This is a genomic window from Rhodococcus sp. 14-2483-1-2 (genome assembly GCF_002259405.1).
Lineage (GTDB): Bacteria > Actinomycetota > Actinomycetes > Mycobacteriales > Mycobacteriaceae > Rhodococcoides.
Genome location: NZ_NPFW01000004.1, coordinates 25,792 through 38,575 on the forward strand (window position 1 = coordinate 25,792; position 12,784 = coordinate 38,575).

The window sequence follows — 12,784 nt, forward strand, 5'->3', positions numbered from 1 at the left end:
TTTAATTTTGCCCCGGCCACTCTTTCGGTGCCGCCCTTGCTACGAGAATGAGGTCTTCGTGAGTACCCCGTCCAGCACCCCCGACGTCGACGCAACGCTCGAAGGGTCCGGACCGGCAGCGCTCGACGAGTCCGGGACCACCCGAGGTCAGGCCAAAGAGCTCGAGACCGAGGTCGCGAGGCGTCGAACATTCGCGGTGATCTCGCACCCCGACGCCGGTAAGTCGACGCTCACCGAGGCCCTCGCCCTGCATGCACGTGTCATCTCCGAGGCCGGTGCCATCCACGGCAAAGCCGGCCGTCGCTCCACCGTCTCCGACTGGATGGAGATGGAGAAGGCCCGCGGTATCTCGGTGAGTTCGACTGCGCTGCAGTTCAATTACCAGACCTCCCCCGACGCCGAGATCACCAACGTCATCAACCTCGTCGACACCCCCGGCCACGCCGACTTCTCCGAGGACACCTACCGCGTGCTGACCGCCGTCGACGCGGCAGTGATGTTGATCGACGCCGCCAAAGGCCTCGAGCCGCAGACCCTCAAGCTGTTCCAGGTGTGCCGCCAGTTCGGCATCCCGGTCATCACCGTCATCAACAAGTGGGACCGCCCGGGCCAGTCGCCGCTCGAGCTCCTCGACGAGATCGAGTCGCGGATCGGCCTCACGCCGACGCCTCTCTACTGGCCCGTCGGGATCGCCGGTGACTTCCGCGGCCTGCTCGACGTACAGGACGGCAGCTACATCCGTTTCACCCGCACCGCCGGTGGTGCGACCATCGCGCCCGAGGAATTCATGACGGCCGAGGCCGCGGCCGAACGTGAGGGCGTCGACTGGGACACCGCCGTCGAGGAGAGCGATCTGCTGATCTCGAGCGGTCAGCAGCACGATCAGGAGATGTTCCTGGCCGGTCAGACGTCGCCGGTGATCTTCGGCTCCGCGATGCTCAACTTCGGCGTCCGGCAGATTCTCGACACACTCGTGGCCCTCGCTCCGTCACCCGGCCCGCGTGACGACGTCTCCGGCGGCGTACGCGAGGTCACCGATCCGTTCAGCGCGGTCGTGTTCAAGGTGCAGGCGGGCATGGACACCGCGCACCGCGACCGGCTGGCATTCATGCGCGTCGTCTCCGGAGTGTTCGAGCGCGGCATGGTCGTCACCCACTCGCAGACCAAGAAGCCGTTCACCACCAAGTACGCGTTGACGGTGTTCGGTCGCGACCGTACGACCGTCGAGAACGCCTACCCGGGAGACATCGTCGGCCTCGTCAACGCGACCGCACTGGCCCCCGGTCACACGCTCTACACCGACAAGAAGGTCGAGTTCCCGCCCATCCCGTCGTTCGCACCCGAGCACTTCTCGGCACTGCGCGTCGACAGCGCCGACAAGTACAAGAAGTTCCGTCGGGCCGTCGAGCAACTCGACTCCGAGGGCGTCGTTCAGGTGCTGCGCAACGACATTCGCGGCGACGCGTCCCCCGTGCTCGCCGCCGTCGGACCCATGCAGTTCGAGGTCGTCACCGCACGGATGAAGACCGAGTTCGGCGTCGATGCTCGCATGGAACCACTCGGATACTCCCTTGCTCGACGCACCGACGCGGCCTCGGCCGTCGAGTTGGGTCGCCAACGCGGTGTCGAGGTCTTCACCCGCACCGACGGCGCGCTGCTCGCGCTGGTGAGCGACAAGTGGCGTCTGCAGTACATCCAGAAGGAAATGCCCGAACTGACCCTCGAACCACTCGTCGCCGCCGGTGATCAGTAGCTTGCACTCGCTCGTTGCGGGCTCGTGCTGATCGACCTGCTCGACGCGGAATTCTCCGTTCTCGGGCACCCGATTCTGTGGCGTGAGGTGGTCGGCAACGGTTTCGGCCTGCTCTCGGCGATCGGTGGGATGCGACGCGTCGTGTGGGCGTGGCCGGTGGGCATCATCGGAAATGCGTTGCTGTTCACCGTCTTTCTCGGCGGCGTGTTCCATACTCCGCAGGCGCTCGATCTGTACGGCCAGGCCGGGCGACAGCTGATGTTCATCGCCGTGAGCGTCTACGGGTTGATGCGCTGGCTGCGCGATTCGAAGCGTTCGGGGGCCGCGGTCGTGCCGAGGTGGGGCACGGCGCGGGAGCGGACGGCGATGATCGTCGTCGCGATCGTCGGCACGGTGGTGTTCGCGCAACTGTTCGGCTACCTCGGCTCGTTCGGCAAGTGGGCCGACGCATGGATCTTCACCGGATCCATGCTGGCGACCTTCGGAATGGCGCGTGGCCTCACCGAGTTCTGGCTGATCTGGATTGCGGTGGACATCGTGGGCGTACCACTGCTGATCGTCGCCGGGTTCTATCCGTCCGCGGTTCTCTACCTCGTGTATGCCGCGTTCGTGGCCTGGGGATTCGCCGTGTGGTTCAGGATCCAGAACAAGAGCTTCGGTCAAAAAATGGCGTCGTAAACAATCGTGATGCTACTCTCAGCGTGTCCGAACAAACTTCGAGTACGTTTTGCGTGCTCGACGCCGACCAGACCGTCCTGATCGATACCCGATCGTGACATCTCGGCGCGGAATCACCTGGGAATCACGATGAAGTGGAAAACGACATGACTAAGGGATCGAACTACCCATTGGCCGGGATCAAGGTCGGTGGCGCTCCCGCGCATCGTTTGGCGACGCCGCCGAAGTCCGACTCCGCTTCACCCGCCGTTGTCCGCACCGATTCTTCGGCGGCAGCGCCCGCCGAGAAGGCAGTCGAGACTGCTACCACCGAGAAGTCGGAGGCAGTGGTCACGTCCACCGAGAAGGCGTCCGCAACAACGCCTGCACCAGCAACGTCGTCCGCCACGGATTCAACGACCCCCCACGCGGATCGACGTCGTCCAGAGAAGCCCGCCACGGAATCGAACGAGGTTGAAGTGACTACAAGCGATCAGATCTCAGAACACGGCCTGCCTACCAACGGCCGCTCCACGTCTCACGGCTCCACCGCCGGCTCCTCGCCGTCGCTCGGCCGCGGCCAGGGACCCGACCGTCGCACCGCCATGGGTGTCGCTTCGGTACGCATCGCAGGACGCTTGACCCAGAACGAGCTCGGCAGCCGCACCGGCGACATCCGCACCCCCGACACCTCCGTGGGCCCCGACGAGCTGCTCCAGCTCCTCGGCGAGTACCTCGTCTCGGGTGGCCTGCAGAACCCCGAGATCCACGTGCGCTCCAACGGCCAGACCATCGTGCTGGACCTGCAGAACCCCGCCAAGGGCTACCGCTGACCCCTATCGGTCACAACAGCTGCTGGAATGCCTCTGGTCGCACCATCTCGAGTACCAGAGGCTTCCATTGCGGCGCTCGGTCCTTGTCGACCAACACTGCGCGAACACCCTCGGCGAAGTCCGGTTCGGTGATGATCCACGTCGCCATCCGCAACTCCCGATCGAGACATTCACGCAAGGTACTGTCCGCTCCGCGCGTGATCAGCGCGTCGGTGGCCATCAGGGATGTCGGCGACAGCGTCGCCAACTGAGTCTTCGTCGTCCGCGACCAGGGGGTGTCGCACACCAGCGCGTCGATGATGTCGACGAGTGAGTTCCTCTCGAACACTGCTGCCACCGCCTCCGCGTCGAACGACAGCTCGGTCGTCGCCGGCGCAGTGGTGTATCGATCCAACACCTCGTCGATGGCAATGCCGCCGAGGATGTCGGCTTTCAGACCGTCCACCGCGTCACTCGGGCAGAAATGCGTCGCCAATCCCAGTGCAAGCGCGTCGGATCCGGTGATACGAGTTCCCGTCAGCGCCAGGTACCGTCCGACATGGCCCGGCAGGCGCGAGAGAAAGTAGCTCGATCCCACGTCCGGCACAAAACCGATCGCCGTCTCCGGCATTGCCAACACGGCGTTCTCGGTGACGATGCGGATGCTGCCGTGAATCGAGATACCCAGTCCACCGCCGAAGGCCGCCGCTTCGATGACGGCGATGTAGGGCTTGGGGTAGTTCGCGATCAGCTCGTCGAGGTCGTACTCCGCCGCGAAGTACGCCGGCCCGGCCTCGTGGTCACCGTCGACGACGGCCTGCCGAATCGCCTTGATGTCGCCGCCCGCGCAGAAGGCCCGAGGTGAACTGCTCGTCACCAGAACGGAAGTGACCGCGTCGTCGTCGCGCCACGCATCGAGTGCGGCGCGGATGCCCTCGATCATCGCACCGTTCAACGAGTTCAGAGCCTCCGGCCGGTTCAGGACGATATGCCCTACGGCACCGACGATCTCGGCTTCGACAACGGCCACTGTTGACTCCTTCACACGCGGATCGTTCGACGCGTAAGAGTAGCGCTATTCGCGAGACTCGACCGACCGCGGACGCGCGTCACCGGGAATGTCGGCGGACAGGCAGGGCCGCTCTTCCGCAGTGAACCAACCGCGATAGAGAAAGAGCTGTCCGAGCACCGGGCTCTTCACCTCGATCTCGATGCGATGCCGCTCCTCGGCCGCGTCCCACCACTCCCGACCGATCGTCACTGCCGACGCCACCTTGGGCAACTTCGGCGCAAGTGGGCCGAGCAGGAATCGCGGCACCTCGCTCTCGAGCACCAGGCCACCGTCGGCATCGACCTCACACCTGGTGTGCACCACCATGTCCGAGGAGAAACCCAGGTAGTCGAGGGCATAGTCGTTGGACTCCGCGGAGGACACCATCACCGAATTCATCCCCTGCGGGCGGCCCGCGAAAGCGAAGCGACGCACGAAAGACAGTGTCTCGCGGCCCAGTTCGTCGACATACGCATAGTTGGCAATGGTGAACGGCACGTCCTTGCCGACACCGGCGGGAAAGAGACCGCGCTTGCGTCCGGCCCACAGCAGCGGCGGCGGCACGAGCCGAGAATGCGTCATCTCCTCCATCACGCCCACCCCGAACTGAGCGAGATCGTCCGAGGACTGCAATCCGAAGCGCCACTGAACCTTGGGATGCAGACGGGCAAAATCCGAACCGAGTACTTCCGCGACCACCGATGCCATGTCTCCAGTATGCGCATCGGGCACGTGAGCGAAACGTCGTAGTGGGCTACGAAGCCAGGAGTGGAGCCTGCGGAACGACCCATTACTCAGAGTGGAGCCTGCGGAACGACTCATTACTCAGCCAGTCACATGCCGCAGGCTCTACTCCAGCTCCGCGGCCAGTTCCATCCATCGTTCCTCGGCGACATCCTTGTCGGCGAGGACCTGCTTGAGCTCGGTGTCGAGGGCGACGAGCTTGCCCTGCTCGGTGGACGCGTCGACGAGTTCGGCGTGCAACTCGACCTCACGCTTGGAGAGCCGAAGGACGAGCTTCTCGAGCTTGCTGAGTTCCTTGCGGGCCGCGCGCTCGGAGGCCGCATCACGGGTGGCCTTGCGCGGTGCCCCGCCGGTGGTCAACGAGTCCGGCGTCGCGTCGGCGGCGAGGATGGCCCGCCTGCGCAGGTACTCCTCGATGCCGCCGGGAAGGTTGGTGAGCTTGCCGTCGCCGAACAATGCCCACGTCGAATCACAGATGCGCTCGATCAGGTATCGATCGTGACTGATGACGACGAGGGTGCCCGCCCAGCCGTCGAGGATGTCCTCGAGCTGCTGCAGGGTGTCGATGTCCAGATCGTTGGTCGGCTCGTCGAGCAGCAGCACGTTCGGCTCGGCCATCAACACGCGAGTGAGCTGGAGCCGACGACGCTCGCCACCGGAGAGATCTCCGACGGGGGTGCGCTGACGCGCCGGGGTGAAGCCGAGCCGCTCCGCGAGCTGGCCGGCAGAGATCTCTCTGTCGCCCAGGGTGATCCGCTCGGCCACTTCCTTGACCGCGTCGAGAACACGCAGCTTCTTGGGCAGGTCGTCCAATTCCTGCTTCAGCCAACCGATCTTGACGGTCTGGCCCTGGATGCGCTTACCTGCGGCAGGCTGCAGTTCACCGGCGAGCGTGCGGAGCATCGTCGTCTTACCCGAACCGTTGACGCCGACGAGACCGACGCGCTCACCGGGAGCCAGACGCCAGGTGAAGTCCTTCACCAATTCGCGGCCGTCGGGGGTCTCGAGGCGCGCGTCCTCGAGCTCGATGACGACCTTGCCGAGACGGCGCTGAGCGAACGAGGACAACGCGACGGAGTCACGTGGGGCGGGAACGTCGGCGATCAGAGCCTCGGCCGCCTCGATGCGGTACTTCGGCTTGGACGTGCGGGCCGGGGCACCGCGGCGCAGCCACGCCAACTCCTTGCGCGCGAGGTTGCGTCGACGCTCCTCGGACGCGTCCGCCTGGCGGGACCGCTCGGCACGCGCGAACACCCAGTCGTTGTAGCCACCCTCGTAGGCTTCGACGCCACCGCCGACCACTTCCCACGTGCGATTGGCGACGGTGTCGAGGAACCAGCGATCGTGGGTGACGACCACCAGCGCACTGCGACGGCTGACCAGGTGCGCTGCCAACCACTGCACGCCCTCGACGTCGAGGTGGTTGGTCGGCTCGTCGAGCACCAGCAGGTCGAGATCCTGAACCAGGGCCGCTGCCAACGCCACTCGTCGACGCTCGCCGCCCGAGAGGTTGTCGATCGGCGCGTCGAGTCCCGAACTTCCTGCAGGCCCGAGATCGGCAATACCGATGCCCGTCAGGATGTTTCGCACCCGAGAGTCACCCGCCCACTCGTGCTCGGCCATTCCGAGTGGGTCGAGGACAACCTGGCCGACGGTCGAACCGGGAGGCAACACGCCGCGCTGCGTCACGACGGCCATCCGCAGACCGTTGACGCGGCTGACGCGTCCCGAATCGGGCGGCTCGATGCCGGCGAGCACCTCGAGCGTCGTGGTCTTACCGCCGCCGTTGAGGCCGACCATGCCGATCCGTTCACCCTCCTGCACGCCGAGGGAGACGCCGTCGAGCAGCGGCTTGACGCCGAAGGACTTGCTGACGTTTTCGAGATTGACGAGATTGACCATCAGGAAAAACCAATCGATTCACTAGTGACAACACGAGCACCGGGAACCGGCCCACTCGCAACACGGACGGTGCGGCACACACCGGCACCGGACAATTCAGCGCTCACCGACACCGCCGCGTCGGCGTCGGCGCACAGGAACGCACAGGTGGGGCCCGAGCCGGACACGATGCCCGCCAACGCCCCGGCGGTGACTCCCGCACGCAGCGTGCGACGCAACTGCGGCATCAGCGACACCGCAGCGGCCTGCAGATCGTTGCCGAGCAGCGGCGCGAGCGCACGCGCATCGCCGGACGCCAGCGCATGCATCAGATCCTCGGTGCCGCCGAGGCGAGGCGGATCACCCTTGGCACGCAGTTCGTCGAGTTCGTTGTAGACGGCGGGCGTCTGCAGACCGCCCTTCGCCAACGCCAACACCCAGTGAAAACTGTTGCGCGAGAGCACCGGAAGCAGCTTCTCCCCGCGACCGGTTCCGACCGCGGTTCCGCCGTGCAACGAGAACGGCACGTCGCTGCCGAGTTGGGCCGCCACCTCGTCGAGCTCGTCACGCGAGAGATCGAGATGCCACATCGCGTTCAGTGCCACCAGAGTCGCGGCGGCATCGGCACTTCCGCCCGCCATGCCACCGGCCACCGGAATTCCCTTGTCGATGGTGATCTCCACCGACGGCTCTCGCCCCACCCGATGCCCCAGCAACTCGGCGGCCTTCCACACCAGATTCCGCGAATCGGTGGGAACCACCCTCGCGTCGTCGCCGCGCACCCTAACCGAGAGCGTCTTGGCCGGAACCACCGACAGTTCGTCCGAGAGCGAGAGCGCCTGGAACACCGTCGTCAGCTCGTGGAAGCCGTCGGGACGCAGGTCACCGACCGACAGATGCAGATTCACCTTCGACGGGGCCCGAACGACGACGGGTGTGGGAACGACAGACAGCACGAGTAACCACAGTAGTGGAGAAACAGCCATGGAGTTCACCACCTGGGCGGACGCCCGGGGTACTCGATGTCACGTTCAGTGGACTTCGGGGGCGGGGATGATGGGCCAATGCGGACTGTAATTGTCCGCATTGCGTGGCATCGTGACGTCATGAAGGAAACATCGGCTCGGTTGTTGCGATTGTTGTCTCTGTTGCAGACGCGTCGTGACTGGGCGGGCGCGGAACTGGCCGAGCGGCTCGACGTCACTCCTCGCACGCTGCGGCGCGATGTGGACAAGCTGCGCGACATCGGTTACCCGGTCAATGCGACGCCGGGAGTCGGAGGCGGCTATCAACTCGGTCCCGGTGCCGAGATGCCCCCACTACTGCTCGACGACGACGAAGCGCTGGCGGTGGCGTTCGGGTTGCAGTCCGCGGCGGGTGGCTCGGTGGCGGGTATCGGGGAGGCGTCGTTGCGGGCGTTGACGAAGCTGCGGCAGGTGATGCCCTCACGCCTCCAGCATCGGCTCGACGCGTTGCGCATCGACGTGGTGGAACAGACGCCGCGTTCGGCGGTGGATGCGTCGGTGCTGTCCACGGTGGCGGCGGTATGCCACGCACACGAGCGGTTGCGGTTCGACTACCGCAAGCACGACGGTTCCGAGTCCAGGCGCGAGGTGGAGCCGTACAGCCTGGTACGGGCGGGGGCGCGCTGGTATCTACTGGGTTGGGATGTGCTGAGGGAGGATTGGCGGTCGTATCGGGTGGATCGCCTGATTCCGAAGATTCCGACGGGTCCGCGGTTCACACCCCGGCAGCTGCCGCCGGGCGGTGCGGCGGCGTTCGTCTCGAAGGGGATCGATAGTGCGTTCGCCCGAGTTCAGGCCCGGATCGCGTTGCACGCGCCCCTCGAAACGATCGCTCCGATGATCGACGAGCAATGGGGCACACTCGAATCCATCGACGAGCGCACCTGCGCGGTGGTGTTGGCCGGAGATTCACTGCCGTCGATCGCGCGGTGGCTGGCGGCGTTCGACACCGATTTCACGGTGCTCGATCCGCCGGAACTGCGCGAGGAATGCCGCGTCGTGGCCGAGCGGCACGCGAGGCTGAACGAGCGATACCTCGCGGCGGTTCACCCTCCGGTAACCGGTACGTGAGTCAATGGGCAGATGACGACACCACTCGGTTTCGACCCGAAGTTCCTGGCCGACATCGACGTTCCGTTGCCCGACCGCGCTGACGTGGTGGTACTGCCGTACACCCACTTCTCGGTGTCCATCGACCCTGCCCGACGCCTCGCCGCGGTCACCGGCGTCAACATCGACGGCGCGAGCCTGAAGGACGTCGATCGGGGAGACAATTGGCGACTCGACGATCGGCTACCGGCTGCGCAGCAGGCCGGCAACGAGTTGTACAAGAACAACGATCTCGATCGCGGGCATCTGGTTCGGAGGCGAGATCCGGTGTGGGGTGAGCGTGCGGTGGCCGAGCGCGCCAACGAGGACACGTTCCACTACACCGTGTGCGCGCCGCAGACGGCCACGCTGAACCAGTCGAAGACACTGTGGCTCGGGCTCGAGGACTACGTCCTGGAAAACGCCGAGCAGTACGGCCGAAAGCTCTCGGTCTTCAGCGGCTGCATCTTCGCCGAAAACGATCCGATCTACCGAGGCGTCGCCATTCCACGGCAGTTCTTCAAGATCGCGGCGTGGTCGCAGGATTCGACTCCCGCATGCACCGGATACGTGCTCGATCAGTCGCCGTCTCTCGACCCGATTCTCGAGAAGCCGCTGCGGCTCGAGACCGATCCCCCACCGCTCGGCCCGTACCGGACCTTCCAGGTACCGGTGGCCGACATCGCGTCGATGACCGGTCTCGAGCTGGATGTCCTGATCGAGGCCGATCGCTACGCACCGGTGGCCGCAGCCCGTGCCGAAGCGTCGAGGTGGACCGAGCTGACGCGACTGTCGGACATCCACCTGTAGAGAGGGCCTCAGGCTTCGGTGGCGGCCAAGCGGACGAACGCTGCGGCGTCGATGGTTTCGCCTCGCGCCGTGGGGTCGATTCCGGCCTCACGCAACCGGCGTTCGGCTGCCACCGGTGAGCCTGCCCAACCGGCGAGAGCTGCCCGTAGAGTCTTGCGTCGCTGCGCGAATGCGGCATCGATCACCGCGAACACGGCCTTGCGATGCGCGGTGTCGGTGGGCCACGGCGGCTCGGCGTACCGATCGATGCGCACCAGTCCCGATTCGACCTTGGGTACCGGCCAGAACACCGAACGACCCACTGCGCCTGCCCTTTTGACGTCACCGAAGAATCGGGCCTTGACGCTGGGGATGCCGTAGATCTTGCTTCCCGGCACCGCGGCGAGCCGATCGGCCACCTCGGCCTGGACCATCACCACGGCGACGCGAAGACTCGGCAGTTCCGAGAACAGATGAATCAGCACGGGAACCGCGACGTTGTAGGGCAGGTTCGCCACCAAGGCGGTCGGCTCCCCGGCGATGTCCGCGGCACGAATGCGAAGGGCGTCGGCCTCGATCACCGTCAGGCGCTCGACCAGAGTGGGGGCCCGATCGGCCACCGTGGTCGGCAGACGGGTCGCGAGCTTGGGGTCGATCTCGACGGCGATGACGGCCTCGGCGACATCGAGCAGCGCGAGTGTCAGCGATCCGAGGCCGGGGCCGACCTCGAGGACCGTGTCCTGCGGGCCCACGCCCGCGGAGGCGACGATGCGTCGAACGGTATTGGCGTCGTGCACGAAGTTCTGTCCGAGCTGCTTGGTGGGACGCACATCGAGCTCGGCGGCGAGGGAGCGCACCTCGGCGGGGCCGAGCAGAGCCGCAGCTCCCCTCACATGTTCTGACACGGCGGAAACTCTACGTGACTAGCGATAACCCAAGCGCGAGGTGCATGCGGGCCATGCGCCCCAGCCCTGGGACTTCTGCGTCACCGACGCGATGGCGATCTGCTCTTCGCGGGTGGCGAGGTCGGCCCGCGGGGCGTATTTGAGGCCGCCCTGACGTTCCCAGGTGTTCTGGTCGAACTGCACGCCACCGTAGAAACCGTTGCCGGTGTTGATGGCCCAGTTGCCGGTCGCTTCGCACTGCGCGAGCGCGTCCCAGATCGCACCGTTCTCCACCGGCGGCACCTCGGTGCCCGGCTTGGCTCCGACGCGAACGGTCTTCGGCTGCGCGGGTACCTGAACCGTCTCGTCGACCTTCTCGCGACCGACCTCGACGCCGTTCACCATGTTGATCTTCCAGGTGATGTCGGAGACGCCAGGAGCACCCGGGTTCTCGACGACGGTACGGCTCATGTTCATCGTCGGATCTTCGATGCGCTGCTCGGGAGCATCGGTATCGGTGGTCTCGGTCTTGGTGACCGTGCGGTCACGGGTGACGACGATCTCGGCGCCGTCGGTGACGGTGGCGTCGGGATCGGGGCTGACGGTGTCGGCTTCCTCGAGCGGCGCTCCGGCTGCTTCGAGAAATTCACGCACGGTCGGTGCGGCCAGGGTGACCGGCGCGGCGGGGGCTCCGCCGTCGACCAGCGAGACCTGCTTGGGCAGCGCCACGTCCAACTCGGTGCCGTCGAGAGGCAGCCGCTCCGAGCGCGAGGCGGACACGTGCACGTCCTCGGCCAGGCCGGTCTGCTGCAGTGCTTCTTCGACGGTCAACGCGGTGGTCCAGATGTCCTCGGGCTTGCCGTCGACGTTCAGCGTGATCTCGCGGGCGCGGCGCAGGACCACGGTGTCGCCGTCGCTCAGACCGGAATCGGGAGCGGGAACCACCAGATCCTTGTCCGACGGGGCATAGCCGGCGTCGACGAGAGCGCTGTTGACGTCGGTTTTCATCGTGCTCAGCGAAATCATGTCGCCGTCGACGTCGATGGTCACGGTCTTGTGACGGCTCACGGCCATCACACCGCCGGCGACGAGCGTCATCAACAGGGCCGCGATGACCAGGTAGAGAGTGGTCGAACGGGCGGAGTTGAGGCGTCTGATAGTCGACAAGTTTCGTATTCCTGGCGGTTGCGAGCGTGACTTCGGCGTGGAAACGCCCGAGTTCGGTCACGGTACGGTAACGAATTAGTACCCACGCCGCAACTTCAGCAGCTAGAGGCCGTACACCCTCTCGGCATTTGCCGTGGCGTGCGCAGCGAGCTCTGCCGGATCCTGGCCACGAATCTCGGCCAACGCCCGGGCCGTGTACGGCAGGCAGTACGACTCGTTGGGGGCACCACGGAACGGATGCGGAGTGAGGAAGGGTGCGTCGGTCTCCACCAACACCAGCTCGTTCGGTACCAGCACCGCGGCCTCCCGAAGCGCGTGCGCGTTCTTGAAACTGACCGTCCCGGAGAAGCTGAGAACGTAGCCGGCGTCGACGCACGCCTTCGCGGTCTCGGGACCGCCGGAGAAGCAGTGGAAGATCACCGTCTCGGGAGCGCCCTCCGCCGTCAGAACGGCCAGTAGGTCCTCGTCGGCCTCGCGGTTGTGAATCATCAACGGCTTGCCCAGCCGCTTCGCCAGGTCGATGTGCCAGCGAAATCCCTCGTGCTGCTCGGCCACCGTCGCGCACCCGTCGAGCTTGCCGGGCCAGTAGTAGTCCAGCCCGGTCTCCCCCACGGCGACCACACGAGGGTCGGACGCCAACCGCTCGATCTCGGCCTTGGCTGCGTCGTCGAGCACGTTCGCGCGGGTGGGATGAATCGCGACCGCGGCCCAGACCCGCGGATCCCAGGACGCCGCGTCGACGGCGAAGCGCGCGGCCTCGAGATCGTCGGCGATCGTAACCACGCGCGTGACACCGACGGACTCGGCCTTGTCCACGATCGCGGCCACACTCGCCGCGTCGGTCGCCCCACACGCATCGAGGTGGGTGTGGGCGTCGACGAGGGTGCCGACGGGCTCGGGCAACGGTGGTGCGGGACGGTCTCTACTCACGA

13 protein-coding genes are annotated in these 12,784 nt (G+C 66.0%); 5 read left to right on the forward strand and 8 right to left on the reverse strand.

Translation table 11 applies throughout. The features are described from left to right. Nucleotides 1-58 precede the first annotated feature (58 nt). A complete protein-coding gene (locus CH295_RS02690) occupies nucleotides 59-1,753 on the forward strand; it encodes a peptide chain release factor 3 (RefSeq protein ID WP_037192020.1) in 1,695 nt (564 codons plus the stop codon). Nucleotides 1,754-1,777: 24 nt separating this feature from the next. Next, nucleotides 1,778-2,431: a nicotinamide riboside transporter PnuC gene (pnuC, locus tag CH295_RS02695; RefSeq protein ID WP_037192018.1), complete on the forward strand. Its 654-nt coding sequence runs from the start codon at nucleotides 1,778-1,780 to the stop codon at nucleotides 2,429-2,431. 163 nt (nucleotides 2,432-2,594) lie between these two features. Here pnuC and CH295_RS28195 read toward each other — a convergent pair whose 3' ends face one another. Beyond that, on the reverse strand, nucleotides 2,595-2,819 hold the full coding sequence (locus tag CH295_RS28195; RefSeq protein ID WP_252341879.1) for a hypothetical protein: 225 nt from the start codon (nucleotides 2,817-2,819) through the stop codon (nucleotides 2,595-2,597). Between the two features lie 70 nt (nucleotides 2,820-2,889). On the opposite strand from CH295_RS28195, the gene CH295_RS28200 reads away from it, so the two are divergent. Further along, nucleotides 2,890-3,243: a hypothetical protein gene (locus CH295_RS28200; RefSeq protein ID WP_252341880.1), complete on the forward strand. Its 354-nt coding sequence runs from the start codon at nucleotides 2,890-2,892 to the stop codon at nucleotides 3,241-3,243. Nucleotides 3,244-3,253: 10 nt separating this feature from the next. Here the strand turns inward: CH295_RS28200 and CH295_RS02705 are convergent, their stop codons facing one another. The 4 genes from CH295_RS02705 to CH295_RS02720 all read right to left on the reverse strand — a co-directional run bounded on the left by CH295_RS02705 (nucleotide 3,254) and on the right by CH295_RS02720 (nucleotide 7,854). After that, complete coding sequence (locus CH295_RS02705; RefSeq protein WP_094739727.1) at nucleotides 3,254-4,252, reverse strand: enoyl-CoA hydratase/isomerase family protein; 999 nt, start codon at nucleotides 4,250-4,252, stop codon at nucleotides 3,254-3,256. A 45-nt stretch (nucleotides 4,253-4,297) separates the two neighbouring features. After that, the gene (locus CH295_RS02710) at nucleotides 4,298-4,981 is read right to left on the reverse strand and encodes a DUF4166 domain-containing protein (RefSeq protein WP_094739728.1); all 684 of its coding nucleotides are present in this window, start codon (nucleotides 4,979-4,981) and stop codon (nucleotides 4,298-4,300) included. A gap of 141 nt (nucleotides 4,982-5,122) precedes the next feature. Continuing rightward, entirely contained in the window at nucleotides 5,123-6,919 is a 1,797-nt protein-coding gene (locus CH295_RS02715; protein ID WP_037192012.1) for an ABC-F family ATP-binding cassette domain-containing protein, read from the reverse strand. Beyond that, nucleotides 6,919-7,854 carry a 4-(cytidine 5'-diphospho)-2-C-methyl-D-erythritol kinase gene (locus tag CH295_RS02720; RefSeq protein WP_094633226.1) on the reverse strand — a complete coding sequence of 312 codons (936 nt, stop codon included), beginning with the start codon at nucleotides 7,852-7,854 and terminating at the stop codon, nucleotides 6,919-6,921. Before CH295_RS02720 ends, CH295_RS02715 begins: the two co-directional genes overlap by 1 nt. Nucleotides 7,855-8,004: 150 nt before the next feature. Between CH295_RS02720 and CH295_RS02725 the strand changes: the two genes are divergently transcribed. Both CH295_RS02725 and CH295_RS02730 read left to right on the forward strand, forming a co-directional pair. Beyond that, nucleotides 8,005-8,994 carry a helix-turn-helix transcriptional regulator gene (locus CH295_RS02725; RefSeq protein WP_094739729.1) on the forward strand — a complete coding sequence of 330 codons (990 nt, stop codon included), beginning with the start codon at nucleotides 8,005-8,007 and terminating at the stop codon, nucleotides 8,992-8,994. A gap of 12 nt (nucleotides 8,995-9,006) precedes the next feature. Further along, nucleotides 9,007-9,822 carry a DNA/RNA non-specific endonuclease gene (locus tag CH295_RS02730; RefSeq protein ID WP_094739730.1) on the forward strand — a complete coding sequence of 272 codons (816 nt, stop codon included), beginning with the start codon at nucleotides 9,007-9,009 and terminating at the stop codon, nucleotides 9,820-9,822. Nucleotides 9,823-9,830: 8 nt separating this feature from the next. Here CH295_RS02730 and rsmA read toward each other — a convergent pair whose 3' ends face one another. The 3 genes from rsmA to CH295_RS02745 all read right to left on the reverse strand — a co-directional run bounded on the left by rsmA (nucleotide 9,831) and on the right by CH295_RS02745 (nucleotide 12,782). Then, the gene (rsmA, locus tag CH295_RS02735) at nucleotides 9,831-10,706 is read right to left on the reverse strand and encodes a 16S rRNA (adenine(1518)-N(6)/adenine(1519)-N(6))-dimethyltransferase RsmA (protein WP_094739731.1); all 876 of its coding nucleotides are present in this window, start codon (nucleotides 10,704-10,706) and stop codon (nucleotides 9,831-9,833) included. Between the two features lie 18 nt (nucleotides 10,707-10,724). Further along, nucleotides 10,725-11,852, reverse strand: coding sequence for a resuscitation-promoting factor (locus CH295_RS02740; protein ID WP_094633130.1), 1,128 nt, complete (start codon nucleotides 11,850-11,852; stop codon nucleotides 10,725-10,727). Between the two features lie 102 nt (nucleotides 11,853-11,954). Further along, nucleotides 11,955-12,782: a TatD family hydrolase gene (locus tag CH295_RS02745; protein ID WP_037191999.1), complete on the reverse strand. Its 828-nt coding sequence runs from the start codon at nucleotides 12,780-12,782 to the stop codon at nucleotides 11,955-11,957. Between the last annotated feature and the right edge of the window lie 2 nt (nucleotides 12,783-12,784).

What these genes read in the sequence shown, in the direction of transcription:
- CH295_RS02710 (WP_094739728.1), bottom strand. Translation starts at nt 4,981, where the DNA reads ATGGCATCGGTGGTCGCGGAAGTACTCGGTTCGGATTTTGCCCGTCTG.
- CH295_RS02715 (WP_037192012.1), bottom strand. Translation starts at nt 6,919, where the DNA reads ATGGTCAATCTCGTCAATCTCGAAAACGTCAGCAAGTCCTTCGGCGTC.
- CH295_RS02725 (WP_094739729.1), top strand. Translation starts at nt 8,005, where the DNA reads ATGAAGGAAACATCGGCTCGGTTGTTGCGATTGTTGTCTCTGTTGCAG.
- CH295_RS02730 (WP_094739730.1), top strand. Translation starts at nt 9,007, where the DNA reads ATGACGACACCACTCGGTTTCGACCCGAAGTTCCTGGCCGACATCGAC.